Genomic DNA, 14,658 nt, shown 5'->3' with positions numbered 1-14,658 from the left:
CCGGACAGTCTAGTCCCCCGCTCAGCGGCCATCGGGCTCCGGCAGCGCGGCCGGGTCGACGCGCCCGGCCACCGACCAGCCGGGCGTCGTGGCGGGGCGGACGACGGCGGCGCCCGCCTCCTCGGCGATGAGCGCTCCGGCCGACCAGTCGTGCACGTGCGTGCCGTACTCGGCGTAGGCGTCGAGCACGCCGTCGGCGACGAGGCACAGGTCGAGCGCCGCGGAGCCGATGCGGCGCACGTTGGCGTATCCGGGCAGCAGCGCGCCGAGCGCCTCGAGCTGGAAGGCGCGGCGTCCGGCGTCGTACCCGAAACCCGTGCCGAGCAGCGGGGCGTCCGAGTCCGGATCCGGGCCCGTCAGCCGCCGTTCGCCGGCGTCCTCGCGCACCCATGCGCCGAGCCCGCGGCCCGCGTAGAACTCCTGGCCCAGCGCGGGGGCGTGGACGGCCCCGGCGAGCCACCGGCGCCCGTCCGGCGTGGGGCCGGAGACCGCGACGGAGGTGGCGTAGTAGACGATGCCGCGGACGAAGTTCGTGGTGCCGTCGAGGGGGTCGATCGACCAGCGGTAGCCGCTGGGGCGCTCCGGGACGGTCGTGCCGTACTCCTCGCCCGTGATCTCGTCGTCGGGCCGGGCCGCGCGGAGGACCGCCCGGACCGCGTCCTCGGCCCGGCGGTCGAAGTCGGTGACCCAGTCCCCCGCGGCGGACTTCGTGTCCACGCGGATGGCGCCGGACGGGCGGCCTGCCAGGACCGCCGCCCCCGCGGCGGCCGCCTCGCGGGCCACGGCCAGCAGGCCCGCGGGCGTCGGTTCCGCGCTCACGGGGCCTCCCCCGCCGCGGATTCCACCGCGGCATCGGACGGGTTGCCCCCGTCCGCGGGGGCAGGGCCCGACGCCGGCGCGTCGGGCGCCGCTGCCCCGTCCGGTCCCGCGGCGGCCGCCTCCGGGACGGCGACGGCGTCCGGGCCGCCGTCGAGGAGGGCACGGAAGCCCTCCTCGTCGAGGACGGGGACGCCGAGCGAGACCGCCTTGTCGTACTTGGAGCCCGCCGATTCGCCGGCCACGACGTAGGAGGTCTTCTTGGAGACGGAACCCGAGGCCTTGCCGCCGCGCGTGATGATGGCCTCCTTGGCCTCGTCGCGGCTGAAGCCCTCGAGGGATCCGGTCACGACGACGGTCAGGCCCTCGAGCGTCCGCTCGATGGCTCCGTGGGACTCGTCCTCCATCCTCACGCCCGCAGCGGCCCAGGCATCGACGATGCCGAGGTGCCAGTCGACGCCGAACCACTCGATGAGCGCGTCCGCGATGATCGGGCCGACCCCGTCGACGTCGGCGAGCTTCTCCCGCGCGTCCTCGGCCGCCACCGCCGTGCGGATCGCGTCGAGGGATCCGTAATGGGTGGCGAGGGCGCGCGAGGCCGTCGGACCCACGTGGCGGATGGACAGGGCCACGAGCACGCGCCAGAGCGGCTGTGCCTTCGCCTTCTCCAGTTCGTCGAAGAGCTTCCTGGTGTTCGCGGACGGAGCCGAGGGCTTCCTGGGCGTCTCCTTGGTCCAGAAGTACGGGACGAGCTCGAACTCGCCGGTCCCCGCGCCCTTAGCGCGCTTCTCGCGCCAGACCCTGACGTCCGCGAGCCGCGCCCGGAGGGAATCGTCGGCCTGCCCGGAGGCGAGGTCGAAGACCTGCGCCTCGTTCGTGAGGGGGCCCGGGCCCGAGGGGCGCGGGATGCCTCCGTTCTCCGCAGGGTCGGGCCCCGGGCCCACCGTCAGCGCGAGCGCGGCCTCGTCGCCGAGCGCCTCGACGTCGAACGCCCCGCGGCCGGCGAGGTGCGCGACGCGCTCGGTGAGCTGCGCCGGGCAGGACCGCGCGTTGAGGCAGCGGATGTCGATGTCGCCTTCCTTGGCCGGGGCCAGCGGCTCCCCGCAGGACGGGCAGTGCGTGGGCATGACGAACTCGCGCAACTCGTCCTCGCGCCCCTCGCGCAGCGGCAGGACGGGGCCGACGATCTCCGGGATGACGTCACCGGCCTTGCGCAGGATCACGGTGTCGCCGATGAGGACGCCCTTGGCCTTGACGACGTCCTGGTTGTGCAGGGTGGCCATCTCCACCGTCGAGCCCGCGACCTTGACCGGCTCCATGACGCCGTACGGGGTGACCCGGCCCGTCCGGCCGACGTTGACCCGGATGTCAAGCAGGCGCGTGTGGACCTCCTCGGGCGGGTACTTGTAGGCGACCGACCAGCGCGGAACGCGGGAGGTGTAGCCGAGGGCGCGCTGGATCGCGAAGGCGTCGGCCTTGACCACGATCCCGTCGATCTCGTGCACCAGGCCGTGGCGGTCCCGGCCGTAGCGGTCGATGTAGTCCAGGACCTCGTCGAGGGAGTCGACGACCTGGGCGTACGGGGAAACGGGCAGCCCCCAGCGGCGCAGGAGCTCGTAGCCCTCGGCCTGCGATGCCGCCTCGAGGCCCTCGCGCGCCCCGATCCCGTGGACGAACATGCTCAGCGGCCGCTTGGCCGTCTCGGCCGGGTCCTTCTGCCGCAGCGAGCCGGCCGCGGCGTTGCGCGGGTTGGCCAATTCCGGCTTGCCGGCCTCGAGCAGGGCCGCGTTGAAGTCGCGGAACGCCTGCGAGGGGAAGAAGACCTCGCCGCGGATCTCGACCTCCGCGGGCCAGCCGTCGCCGGCGAGCTGCGTGGGGATGTCCTTGATGGTGAGCACGTTGTGGGTCACGTCCTCGCCCGTCGTGCCGTCGCCGCGCGTGGCAGCGCGGACGAGCCGGCCGTCGCGGTAGAGCAGGTTGATGGCGAGCCCGTCGATCTTGACCTCGCACAGCCAGCGCAGGGCGTGGCCCGGCGCCCTGGTGGCCGCGTTCGCGGCGGCGCGTTCGAGCCAGGCGCGCAGCTCCTCAAGGGAGAAGACGTCCTCGAGCGAGTACATCCGGCTCACGTGCTCCACGGCGGCGAAGGCCGCCGACGGCGTGCCGCCGACCTCCTGCGTCGGCGAGTCGTTGGCGACGATCTCCGGGTGCAGCTGCTCGAGCTCCTCGAGGCGGCGGTAGAGCGCGTCGAACTCGGCGTCGGAGACGAGCGGGGAGTCCTCGTTGTAGTAGGCGAAGCGGTGCCGGCGCACGTCCTCGACGAGCTGGTCGTACTCCTCGCGGACCGCGTCGGCGGGCACCACCTCTCCGCTGTCCGTCACGTGGGTCGTGCTGCTGCCTGTGGAGTGGTTCTCGGTCACGGATCTATCCTGCCCTATCGTCCCCGCCGCCGGATCCCGCACCGCGGGGAATCGGAGCCGCGCGCCCGGCCGGGCCCCGCCGTCATCCCGGTCCCGCTCCCGTCAGTCGTCCGCGGCGGGCGCGGCATCCAGCAGCGGCAGGTCGGCCGCCGTCACGAGGTGGGAGGTGACGGCGTGCTCCACGAGGCGCGCCCGGCGGTTGGTGGCGAGCTTCCCGGCGCCCCCGCGCAGGCCGACCACGCCCGCCTTGTCCAGCTTGTCGCACACGTTGTCCAGCTTGCGGTTGAACTTGGTCAGGGGCCAGCCCAGGCGCGTGGCCGCCTTCGAGGAGGAGGGGATGGAACTCAGTCCGGTCCCGTCCCGCCGCAGCATCGGCTCGGCGAGCGCGACGACGAGGGCGCGCTGGGACTCGGTGAGCAGCACGGGGCCGATCGTGGTCTGGCCGTCGCCGTCGCCGGCGTTCCACTCCTGCCGGAAGGCCGGCGCCGCGACGTGCACCGCGAACTCGTAGGTCGTCGGTCCGGCCGTGAAGACGACGTTGGTCTGGCTGAAGACGAGCGGGATCCTCGCGCCGGGCGCCACCCAGGCCTGCAGCCCGCCGCTCGCGTCGGCAATGGTCGCCGAGATCCGCGATCCGACGTTGGAGAGCCACCAGATGCCGTCGTACCGCGCGACGGTCAGGAAGCGCCGGTGCAGGTACGGGTTGTCGTCCACTTCGAGGTCCCCCTCGCGCCCGATCGTGAAGACCTGGTCCGCGGCGACGGGGAACCACTCCCCGCAGAAATCGATGGTCACGTCCGCCATGTTTACCCCCTGAGACTGTGTTGCACGACTGTTGCCGATCCCCCGCGCGCGTCAGTCCGGCGCGCAGTAGCGCGCCGGGTCGGAGGCCCGGCCGCTCTCGCGGACGAGTACCACCTGGATGCACGTGGGCTGCCCCTCGGCCGCCGGCGTCGTCGCCGTCGGCTCCTGCGCGAGCGTGTTCGCCCCCTGCTCGGTCGCCGTGACGGGCGCCCAGTAGTAGGCGTCGCCGTCCTGCGGGTCCGGGTTGGTCCAGGAGAAGACGACGTCGGCGCCCGAGTCCTCGGCGGAGAAGCCCTCCACGGGCGGGACGATCCCCCCGCGGCCGGCGAGCGCGTCCGCGGGCCCGTCCTGGACCGGGCCTCCGCCGTCGGCGTCTCCGTCGTCGCGGTCCGTGCCGCCGAGGACCGCGTTGGCGACGAAGACCCCGGCCAGGACGACGGCGGCCGCCGCGCCCAGGCCGGCCACGAGGCCCGTCGGGAAGCGCTGCTTCGCGTTGTCGGGCGCGGGCGCCCCCGGGGGGACGGACGGCACCCAGCCCGGGCGTTCGGCGTCGGACGCCGGGGATGCGGCCTGGCCGCCGGCCGCTCCGCCCGCCGCCGGGCCGCCCGCGGCGGGGGTCGTGCGGGAGCCGCGCGTGCCGCCGTCGGGCAGCCGCGGGCGCATGATCGTGGCCCCGTCGTCGGGCTCGGCGGCCGGAGCGGGGCGCAGGACCGTGGCATCCCAGCCGTCGGCGGGATCCGCCGCGGGCGCCGTCGGCGCGGTGGGCCCAGCGGGCGTCGTGGGCCAGCCGCCCGGTCCCGGGCGCCCGGTCGAGGTCCCCGTGGCCGCGTCGGGATCGATGGAGACGACCTGGCGGACGCGCGTGGCCTCCCCGCCGTCGTCCGCCGGCTCCCCGTCCTCGGCGGCGGGCGCCTCCTCGAGCACCTCGAAGGGGGTGACGGACAGGCCGAGCTCGGACTGCACGCGCTGGAGCGCGAGCGCGAGCTCCTGCGCCGAGCCGTAGCGGGCCGCCGGGTTCTTGGCCATCGCCGTGGCGAGGGCCTGCTCGAGCGCCTGCGGCACGTCGGCGCGGTGCAACGGCGGCAGGGGCGCGCTCGTGATGCGGCCGATCAGCTCCCGCTGGGAGTTGTCCGCCCCGGAACGCACGAACGGCGAGCGCCCCGCGAGCAGGGTGTAGAGCGTGGCCCCGAGGGACCAGACGTCCATCCGCACGCCGTCGGGCGAGCCGCCCGCGAAGGCCTCCGGCGGCGACCACGGGATCGAGAGCCCGGCCTCGTCGTCGAGCGCGTCCGTGGTTCCGGAAATGCCGAAGTCCGTCAGCGCGGGCCGGTTGTAGTCCGTGACGAGGATGTTGGCCGGCTTGATGTCCCGGTGCACGATCCCCGCGCGGTGGGCCGTCTCCACGGCGGAGGCCACCTGGATCCCGACCGTGAGGACCTCGTCGACCCCGAGCCGGGCGCGCCGGTAGCGCACGTCGAGGCTCGGCCGCGAGCAGTACTCCATGGCCAGGTACGAGTGCCCCTCGTCCGTGATGTCGGCCTCGAAGATCGTGACGATGTACGGGTGGGAGGAGAGCTGGGCCATGAGGTTGGCCTCGGACTCGAAGCGGCGGCGGGCGCTTTCCGTCTTCAGGTCGGAGAGCAGGACCTTGACGGCGACCTTCCGGCGGGGGCGGTCCTGCTGGTACAGGTACACGTCGGAGAAGCCGCCCGAACCGAGCAGGTCCAGGTACTCGTAGCCGCCGATCACCGGCGGCGGGGCCGGGGGCCGCTTGCCGCTCACAACAGTCCCTCGAAGCGCAGGGAGACGCCGTCGCCGAGGTCGGCCACGTCGCCGTCGAGCAGCATCACGGACTCCCCCTTGCCGAGGCGCTGGGGCGCCTGGCCGGGGCGCACGAGGACGGTTCCGTTGGTCGCCTCGAGGTCCACGAGCATCACGTGCCAGCCCTCGAGGCGGACCTCCAGATGGGATCGCGAGATGTCGCCGCCCGGGCTCTTGACCTGGACGACGCGCGGCATCGTACCGCTCGCCGACCGGGTGATGGATGGCTGGCGGCCGACGACGGCGGAGCGGTCCAGCTGCACGGATTCACCCGTGGAGAGGACCATCCGGCCCAGGGACGGCCGCGGCGCGGGGACCGCCTCGCCCGGCAGGTCCTCCCCGCAGCGCGTGCAGGCCGTGGCCGTGGGCGGGTTCGCGTGGCCCGCCGGGCACAGCCGGGCCAGCACCTGCGGCCCGGTCCCCGTGGCCGGTGGAGCGGCCGGGGCGGCGGCCGGGAGGCCGGGCACGCCGCCGACCTGCGCAGCGGGCGCGGGGGGCAGATCGCTGCGCATGAGGGTCTGGCCGTCGTGGTCGCCGAGGCCGTCGGTGGCGGCCGGGACGCCGGAGCTGGCCTGGCCGGCCCCGGAGGGTGCCGGCGGCGCCGGCTCACCGGTGGCGGCCGGGTCGTCCGGAGCGCCTCCTGCCGCGCCGGTGGCACCGTGCTCGATGAGGCGGCCCGCGTCCCGCGCCGCAGCGAGCCACGGGACGGAGTCGATGAGGTCGTCGACGGTGGGCAGCGGCTCGGGCGTCGCCGCGGGTTCCGCGGCGGGCGGCTCGCCCGCGCCTCCAGTCGGTTCCGGGACCGCGTGCGCGGACGCCAAGGCGGCGACAGCGGCCGAGGGCGAGTAGATCGTGTGTTCCTCTTCGGCGTCCTCGGCCGTGATGATCGTGTCGCCGAGGGCGGCCAGGTCGTCGTCGTGGCCGGGGAACGCCGTGGTGTCCTCGGACGTCCCCGCCTCGCCGGTGCCGGTGCCGGCCGCGTCGGGCTCCGTCTCCTCGGGTTCCCCTGATTCCGCGGCCGCCGCGGCCGCCGGCTTCCCCGGCGCCAAGACCTCGGGAGCCTCCTGCTCCCGGGCGTCAGGCGCGGGTTCAGCCGGCTCCTCCGTTGCTTCCGGGTCCCGGGCGTCCGGCGCGGGTTCAGCCGGCACCTCCAGGGCCAGGGCACCCATGGCCTCCGGATCCCGGACGTCCGGGGCGGGCTCCTCCGGCTCTTCAGCCGCCGGGGCCTCCGGGTCCTGGGCATCCGCGCCCGGCCCCTCCAGTCCGGACGCCTCGTCGGCGTCGAATTTCGGCTCTCCGGCGTCGACCGGCTCGGCGACCGGCCGCGCAACCGCCGCCTCCCCGCCGTCCGCCTCGCCCTCGTCCGCGGCCCCGGCGTCGGACGCCGCGGCGACACCGGCCCCGGGCTCCCGGGCGAGGGGCTCGATCACGGCCTCCTCGCACGCCACGGGCAGCTCGGCGCTCAGGCGCCCGAACCGCACGACGCCCTCGACGAGCCGCAGGCCGGAGGCCTCGGTGGAGACGACCCGTCCGCCGTCGTCCACCGCCAGCCCGAGGCGCTCCTGGCCCTTGATCCGCCGTTCCATCCACGTCGTGACGCCGAGCCCGTTCACGTGGGTGCTCAGTTCCGGCCCCGACGCCGTCAGGGACAGCGGGCCGCGGAGGATCACGTGTACGTCCTCGCTGAAGTCCAGGAGCCCGAAGGGCGGCATCCCGGTCAGGCTCAGCCCGTTGCCCGAGAGCACGGTGGAGAGCATCGACTCCACGCTGCTCCCGCCGTCCAGGGCGGCCCAGAGCCGCTCCACCTCCTCGGCGGACGTCGCGGGCGGCAGCAGGACGGCCAGGCGGGAGCGGACGAGGGCGATCCACTCGCCCGGTTCGTAGCGGATCGACAGGCTCATGCGCCCTCGCCTTCCCTGCGCGGCTTGGTCTGGCTGTCCTCGTGCACGGGCCGCGGGGCCGTGTCGGACAGCGCGTCGTCGTCGTGCTCGTGGACCACGTCGACGACGATCACGGTGATGTTGTCCCGCCCGCCCGCACGCAAGGCCGCCTGGACGAGCTCGCCGACGGCGTCCTGCGGCGCGGCCTGGCGCCCGACGACCTCCGCGATGTCCTCGTCGCCGACCTCCCCGGTCAGCCCGTCGGAGCAGATCAGGAGCCGGTCGCCCTCGCGCACCGGCAGCATCCAGAAATCCGCCTCGCTGTCGTCGCCCGTCCCGAGGGCCCGCGTGATGACGTGGCGGCGGGGATGCACGAGCGCCTCCTCGGCACTGATGTGCCCGCCGTCCACGAGCTCCTGGACCTCGGAATGGTCGACGCTGACCTGGGCCAGCCGACCTCGGGTCATGAGATACGTCCGGGAATCCCCGACGTTGAACACGAGCCAGTAGGGGGCGCCGCCCTCGTAGACCACCGCGGCGCCGCTGAGCGTGGTCCCGGCGCGGGAGCCCGCGGCCTCGCGGATCGCGCGGTCGGCCTGCTGCATGAGGGCCTGGAGCCCCTCCGCGGTCAGCGGCCCGTCCGTCCGGTCCTGGCCCTCGGCGAGGGTCCGCACGCAGATGCTGCTCGCGACCTCCCCGGCCTCGTGCCCGCCCATGCCGTCGGCGACGGCGAAGAGGAAGCGGTCGGCGAGGAAGGCATCCTCGTTCAGTTCGCGCCGCAGGCCGCGGTCGGTGGCGTAGCCGTAGTCGAGGCGGAACGGCTCCGCACCTGGGGAGGACGTCGACGGGTTCACGCGCGCTCGACCTTGAACGAGCGGTCGCCGAAGTGCACCGTGTCGCCGAACGCGGCCCGCTGGGCCTGCCCGGCCGGAAGCTGGCGCCGCACGCCGTCGGTTCCCGTCACGGCGGATCCGTTGGTGGAGTTCCGGTCCGTGACCCAGACCCCGGAGGAATCGGCGGTGACGTGGAGGTGCGTCTTGGAGACGGAGCGGCCCATGTCGGCGAAGTTGAACAGCTCGTCCACGGACTCCCCTTCCTGCGGAGCGGGGTTGCGGCCGATGAGGGCCGCGGCCTTGACGGCGAGCACCTGACCGTCGTCGAAGACGAGCCGGGCTCCGGCGGGCGCCGGCGCGCGCAGTTGCGTGCGGGCGAACTCGTCGTCCGGGTGGGCGCTTCCCGTGGCGGTCGGGGCGGATCCCGGGGCAGCGGACGCGGGTGCCGGGGCGGCGGGGACGGTGCCGTACGACGCCGGTGCGGGCGTCTGGGCTGCCGCTGCCCCGCGGGACGGGGTGGCGTTCCCCGGAGCAGCGGTGGCGAGATGGCCGGACCCCGGCGCGGGCGCGGTGCCGGGCGTGGGGACCGCGGTGATCGGACCGGACGCCTCGACGTCCGGCGCGAGCGCAGGCCAGCGTTCCCCCGAGGGCGAGGTGAAGTCCGGGTGCCCCAGCTGCCCCGGCAGGGTGGCACCGCCGGGGGCGAAGGTCGAGGGGCCGAAGAGCCCGCCGGTGGTGATGGGGTTGCGGCCCTGGTTCACGTCCACGACGAGGGTCTTGGCCACCTTGTCGTGCCAGCCCTGGCGCTGGTGGTTGGCGTCCCAGAGGTTGGAGACCAGGACGACGACGGGGCCGGCAACGGGCACGATCGAGGACAGGCCGACGATGAGGCGGCGCAGGAAGACCTTGAGCCATCCGGGGGCGAAGCCGTCCTCGTCGGAGGTGCGGAGGCCGAGCGCCAGGTTGCCAAGGGTCTTGCCCGTCTGTGCCTCCCACCCCCACAGGGCGATCCCGTAGGCGAGGAGGAAGGCGCCCAGGACCAGGTAGGAGGCGGCCAGCTGGGAGAGGACCTCCGGCGAGACGGCCGCGTCGGCGATCCGGGAGGCGTTCACTCCGCCGAACACCATGAGCGCCACGAACGGCGGGACGGCGTCGAGCAGCCACGCGGCGAGGCGCTTGCCGGCCGATGCGTTGACCAGGTTCAATGCTGCAGCCACTGGCTACTCCTTCACGCTTGGTGCGTCTGCGGGGCCTGCGGCGTTGCCGCCGCGGGCCTTCCGACGTGCCACGATACCGGCCGCGGCGTCCTGGAAGAGCGACCGCGGCGAGAACCTGGCCCGCTGCCTCTTCCAGAAGCCTACCGATGAACGCATCCCGTCGAGTTGTTCGTCGACCAGGTTCCAGTAGTCGGCGACCTGCGCCTCGGAGGGCTCCGTGGTGCCGAAGACGGCCCCGTCGGCCCGCCCCGCCAGGAGCAGGACGGTGCCCGAGGTCTGCGGGAAGTCCGCTCCGAGCGCCCGCGCGTTCTCCCGGCGCGTGCCGCGGGCGTCGGGCCGCGCGCCGAGGTCCGTCGCGAGGCTCAGGACCTCGCTCCAGCCTCCCCCGACGCGCACGCCCGGCGCGGCCTGGGAGAAGCGGCCGCGTCGCCGGCGCAGCTTGAGCCAGGCGATGAACAGCAGCGGGATCAGCAGGGCGACCAGCGGGACGAGCGCGACGCCGATCAGGGTGATGAGCGGACCCCAGACGTCCCAGAAACCGCGCTCCTCCTCCTCGGCGTCCTGCGGATCGGGGGCGGTCTCCGGTGGCAGCCGCGCCGGATCCTGGGGCGGGGGCGGCGGCTGCAGCACTTGCGGCTGCGGGACCGACTGGGGCTCCTGCTGCGGCGGCGTGGGCTCCTTGTCCTTGTCCGGCGTCGGATCGAAGGCGACCCAGCCCGATCCCTCGAACGCGATCTCCACCCAGGCGTGGGCATCGGCCCCCGTGAGCGCCACCTCGCCGCCGGGGTTGTAGCGCTCGGGGTAGAAGCCCATGACCACGCGGGCGGGCATGCCCTGCTCGCGGGCCATGAGCGCCATGGCGACGGCGTACTGCTCGTCGTCGCCGATCATGTCCTCCGCGTCGAGGAGGGCGGCGATGCGGGCGGCGCCGTGGCCGGAGAGGCTCGGCACCTCGTTCTCCTTGCCGTTGGAGAAGTAGCCGCTGTTGGCCAGCACGGCCTCGATGGCGCGGGCCCGCTCGAGCGGATTCGTCCCGGACGCCGCGAACTCGGCGCCCTTGCCGCCCGCGGCGGGCGGCACGTTGGCCAGCCGGGGCATCCGCAACGGGGCGAAGCCCCGCTCCGCGAGCTCGTCGTCCCCCGGCCGGGCCGGGAACGCGACGTGGGCCGTGTAGCGGTCGCCGTCCTGCAGTGGAATGGTCGAGAGGGCCGTCTCCGCCTCGGCGTTGTAGTAGAGGGAACGGGCCAGCTGGTCCGTGCGTTCCCCCTCGAGCTCGAGGCCGTCGAGGCGGCCTCCTCCCGGAACCCAGACACCGGAGTAGGCGCCGATCTCGATGCCCAGCGTGCCCGTCGCCCGGCCGTCGTCGACGGCGGCCGTCGAGGCGACGCTCGTCGCGTCGCCGACGGGGCTGAAGTTGCCGCCCGAACGGGGATCGACGTTGAGCACCATGCCGTCGTAGGAGTCCAGGGCGGCGAGCCGGATCCTCTCGCCGTCGGGCAGCCCCGTCACCGTGAGCAGGGTCTGCTCCGCGTTGTCCTTGACGTAGCTGCGGAACTTCATGAGCGGGCTCGGGTAGTCGTAGAGGTCCACGGGCGGGACCACGATGTCGCGCAGCACGCGGCGGTCGTCCCGGTCGTCGAGCAGGGGCGCCGCGACCGCGGTCGTTCCGGCGGCCACGACGAGCACGACGGCGCCGAACGCGATCCGCCGCAGCATGCCGTCGCGCGCCCCGTGGACGTCCTCCTCGCCGTGGTTGAGCGAGCGCAGGGCGGGGCCCGCCGAGCGGTCCACGTGGCGGCGCCAGGCGAGCCAGCTGACCATGAGCACCGTCATGAGGATGCCGCGGACCAGCGGCAGCGGCACCGCGTGGGTGCCGAACGCGATCCCGACGACGAACGCCACGGAGACGGGGATCACGACCCAGAACGCCGAGCGCAGGCGCCAGGCCGTCAGTCCGGCCGCGAGCCCCGTCACGAGCGCGGTGAGGAAGGGGACCACGAGCATGCCGCCCTGGATGCCGACGGGCGGCGAGACGGTGAGGACGTCCTTCCACGACAGCACGATCCCGGCCAGCAGGGTGCGGAGCGCGTCGAGGGACGGCACGAAGCCGGCGATGGCCTCGCGGGGAGCGGCCAGCGGGGTGCCGAGCAGGAGGTACGCGGCGAGGGCGAGCCCCGCCGTCGTCAGGATCCCCAGCCGCAGGCGCACGTTGGCGAGCGCGATCCCGAGGCCCGCGAGGGCGCCGCCGAGGCCCGCGGCGAGGTAGTAGGGGTTGCCTCCGAAGGCCTCGTGCAGGCCGAGGATCCCGAGGGCGAGCGCGGCGAAGAGGCACGCGGCGTCGACCAGCTGGCGGCGCAGGGGCCGCGTGGGGGCGCTCACGAGGCCGCCTTGCGCAGGACGAGGCCGAGGTCGGACAGGTCGCCGATGGTCAGAACGGTGAGCTCGCCGATCGTCGCGCGTCCGGCCTCGAGCCCGTGCCCGCAGCGCAGCGCGAAGGCGCGCACGCCGACCGGGACGTGGACGCCCGCGGCCCGCAACTGGGACGGGGTCGTGAGCGAGCCCGTGACCATGAAGAACACGGAGGCGTTCGGCACGGCGTCCGCGGTGCCGCGGACCAGGTCGACGACGGTCGCCCGGCGGGGCCGGCCCTCGATCCGCGTCATGTCGTCGAGCAGGTTCCGGCCCGTTTCCGTGCGGGCCGGTCCCGCCTGCGTCATGACGCTGAGGTTGCGCTGCTCGCGCACGGCCTGGAGCCCGATCGACGCCGCGACCGAGACGGCGAGCTCGAAGTCGTTCTCCTGGGGGTACTCGTGCGTGTTCGTCGAGAGCGCGATCGCGAGGTGGGAGCGCCGGGTCTCCTCGAACTGGCGGACCATGAGCTCGCCGGTCCGGGCGGTGGACTTCCAGTGGATGTGCCGGCGGTCGTCCCCGACGACGTAGTCCCGCAAGGCGTGGAAGGAGACGTCGGAGGAGGACAGCTCGCGCGTCGGCAGGCCCTCGAGGTCGCGGATGAACCCCGAGCTCGACCCGTCCAGCGACGTGGTGCGCGGGTGGACGAACAGGTCCTGGGCGTCGGTCCACTTCACGTAGCGGCGCAGGAGGGAGAAGGGATCCTGACGCACGGAGCGGACGGGGCCGACCTGGATGACGGCCCGGCGGTGCGTGGGGATCGTGAAGAGGTCCTCGTGGACGGCGCCGGCCGCGAGCCGCGGGATGTGGAAGGACGCGGTGGAGGAGCCCACGGGCAGCTCCATCGAGGAGGGCAGGAGCGGCTTCGGGGAGGCGTTGCGGACGTCCATGGCGCCGACCGCACGGTCGCCGACGGCGACGCGCGTGCGGTTCAGGTCCAGGGTGACCTCGTAGACGGAGCGGCCCAGGATGAAGCCGATGGCGATCAGCAGGAGGAGCGCCCCCATGAGGGCCGCGATGCGGGCCTCCTGCCAGCCGAACACCGAGCCGAGCACGGAGAGCCCGGCGACGAGGCCGGCCAGGAGCCAGCCGAGCGGCGAGACGACGGAGGCGACGGGGACCACGTGGCGGTCGAGCCAGCGGCGCGCCGGCGGCAGGGCCGGACCGAGCGTGACCTGGGCGAGCCGCACGGCCTCGCGCGTCAGCGACGTCGGGTGGAGCCTGCCCCGGGGGCGGCGGGCGGGGCCGTCGGCCCGACGCGCCGGGCGGCCCCAGGGAAGGCGTCGGGCGCCGCGCCCGGAGGGGGCGCCGCGTCCCGCCCCGCGGCGGGAGCGGCCGGGCGCTGCCGCGGGGTCGGCCGCGGCCGCCGCGTCCTGCTGCCGGGCGGCGCGCCGGCCCGTGGCCTGCGTGGATGTGCTCATGCTCTGCGGTTCCTTCGGATCCGTGGGCCGCCCGGGGCGGGCGGCACGCGGGGGCTAGGCGTTGGCTTCGGCGCGCTGTTGCGGTGCGGGCGTGTCCGCCAGGACACGGGTGAGGACGCCCTCGGCCGTGGCGCCGGCGAACTCGGCCTCCGGATCCATGACGAAGCGGTGCGTCCAGACGAAGGGCGCGAGCTCCTTGACGTCGTCGGGCAGCACGTAGTTCCGTCCCGCGGACGCGGCCCAGACCTTGGCGGCGCGGACCATGGCGAGCGCCCCGCGGACCGAGACGCCGAGGCGCGTCTCAGCGGCCTCGCGCGTCGCCTCGCACAACTGCGCGACGTAGTCGAGGACGGCGTCGTCGACGTGCGTCGTGGTCGCGAGGTCCGCCATGTCGGCGACGGCCTGGGTCGTGATGATCGCCTGCAGCCCGGCGGAGCGGTCCTTGGTCGTCGCGCCGGAGAGGAGCCGCACGGTCGAGGCGCGGTCGGGATAGCCGATCGAGGTCTTGATGAGGAAGCGGTCGAGCTGCGCCTCGGGGAGGCGGTACGTGCCGGCCTGCTCGATGGGGTTCTGGGTCGCGATCACCATGAACGGACGGCCTTGCGGGTACGTGGTCCCGTCCACGGTGACCCGCCCCTCCTCCATGACCTCGAGGAGTGCCGACTGCGTCTTGGGCGAGGCCCGGTTGATCTCGTCCGCGAGGACCAGGTTGGCGAAGATCGGTCCGCGGTGGAACTCGAACTTCTGGGTCTTCTGGTCGTAGATCGTGATGCCGGTGACGTCGGAGGGCAGCAGGTCCGGCGTGAACTGGATGCGCGAGTGCGTGCCCTGGACGGTCGCAGAGAGCGAGCGGGCGAGCATCGTCTTGCCCGTGCCGGGGGCGTCCTCGAGCAGGACGTGGCCCTCGGCGAGCATCGCGGTCAGGACCAGGCGGACGACGTCCTCCTTGCCCAGCACCGCCTTGCCGACGTTGCCGACGAGCTTCTCAAAGGTCCCGGCAAACCATTCGGCCTGCTCCTGGGTCATGGTCATCGTGGGGT

The 14,658-nt window shown here is 74.3% G+C and carries 10 protein-coding genes; all 10 read right to left on the bottom strand.

What is annotated here, in order from left to right; genetic code table 11:
• Positions 1–21: 21 nt before the first annotated feature.
• The 10 genes from AC0QR5_RS01670 to AC0QR5_RS01625 all read right to left on the bottom strand — a co-directional run bounded on the left by AC0QR5_RS01670 (position 22) and on the right by AC0QR5_RS01625 (position 14,650).
• The gene (locus AC0QR5_RS01670; RefSeq protein ID WP_329859849.1) at positions 22–819 is read right to left on the bottom strand and encodes an inositol monophosphatase family protein; all 798 of its coding nucleotides are present in this window, start codon (positions 817–819) and stop codon (positions 22–24) included.
• Complete coding sequence (gene ligA, locus AC0QR5_RS01665) at positions 816–3,194, bottom strand: NAD-dependent DNA ligase LigA (RefSeq protein ID WP_329859908.1); 2,379 nt, start codon at positions 3,192–3,194, stop codon at positions 816–818. Before ligA ends, AC0QR5_RS01670 begins: the two co-directional genes overlap by 4 nt.
• Positions 3,195–3,335: 141 nt before the next feature.
• On the bottom strand, positions 3,336–4,037 hold the full coding sequence (locus tag AC0QR5_RS01660; protein WP_329859847.1) for an FHA domain-containing protein: 702 nt from the start codon (positions 4,035–4,037) through the stop codon (positions 3,336–3,338).
• Between the two features lie 51 nt (positions 4,038–4,088).
• Positions 4,089–5,819, bottom strand: a complete 1,731-nt coding sequence (locus AC0QR5_RS01655) for a serine/threonine-protein kinase (RefSeq protein ID WP_329859846.1) — start codon at positions 5,817–5,819, stop codon at positions 4,089–4,091.
• Positions 5,816–7,759: an FHA domain-containing protein gene (locus tag AC0QR5_RS01650; RefSeq protein WP_329859845.1), complete on the bottom strand. Its 1,944-nt coding sequence runs from the start codon at positions 7,757–7,759 to the stop codon at positions 5,816–5,818. Before AC0QR5_RS01650 ends, AC0QR5_RS01655 begins: the two co-directional genes overlap by 4 nt.
• A complete protein-coding gene (locus AC0QR5_RS01645) occupies positions 7,756–8,592 on the bottom strand; it encodes a PP2C family protein-serine/threonine phosphatase (protein WP_329859843.1) in 837 nt (278 codons plus the stop codon). Before AC0QR5_RS01645 ends, AC0QR5_RS01650 begins: the two co-directional genes overlap by 4 nt.
• A complete protein-coding gene (locus AC0QR5_RS01640) occupies positions 8,589–9,788 on the bottom strand; it encodes an RDD family protein (RefSeq protein ID WP_329859841.1) in 1,200 nt (399 codons plus the stop codon). Before AC0QR5_RS01640 ends, AC0QR5_RS01645 begins: the two co-directional genes overlap by 4 nt.
• Positions 9,789–9,791: 3 nt before the next feature.
• On the bottom strand, positions 9,792–12,167 hold the full coding sequence (locus AC0QR5_RS01635; RefSeq protein ID WP_329859839.1) for a transglutaminase-like domain-containing protein: 2,376 nt from the start codon (positions 12,165–12,167) through the stop codon (positions 9,792–9,794).
• On the bottom strand, positions 12,164–13,618 hold the full coding sequence (locus tag AC0QR5_RS01630; RefSeq protein WP_329859837.1) for a DUF58 domain-containing protein: 1,455 nt from the start codon (positions 13,616–13,618) through the stop codon (positions 12,164–12,166). The genes AC0QR5_RS01635 and AC0QR5_RS01630 overlap by 4 nt, the downstream gene beginning before the upstream one ends.
• A 54-nt stretch (positions 13,619–13,672) precedes the next feature.
• Positions 13,673–14,650 carry an AAA family ATPase gene (locus AC0QR5_RS01625; protein ID WP_329859835.1) on the bottom strand — a complete coding sequence of 326 codons (978 nt, stop codon included), beginning with the start codon at positions 14,648–14,650 and terminating at the stop codon, positions 13,673–13,675.
• Between the last annotated feature and the right edge of the window lie 8 nt (positions 14,651–14,658).

Source organism: Arthrobacter sp. J156 (genome assembly GCF_056172865.1).
This window is presented reverse-complemented; position numbering and strand designations above follow the sequence as displayed.

Bases quoted from the DNA above. Each gene is read 5' to 3' on its own strand.
- AC0QR5_RS01660 (WP_329859847.1), bottom strand. From the start codon at position 4,037: ATGGCGGACGTGACCATCGATTTCTGCGGGGAGTGGTTCCCCGTCGCC.
- AC0QR5_RS01650 (WP_329859845.1), bottom strand. From the start codon at position 7,759: ATGAGCCTGTCGATCCGCTACGAACCGGGCGAGTGGATCGCCCTCGTC.
- AC0QR5_RS01630 (WP_329859837.1), bottom strand. From the start codon at position 13,618: ATGAGCACATCCACGCAGGCCACGGGCCGGCGCGCCGCCCGGCAGCAG.
- AC0QR5_RS01625 (WP_329859835.1), bottom strand. From the start codon at position 14,650: ATGACCATGACCCAGGAGCAGGCCGAATGGTTTGCCGGGACCTTTGAG.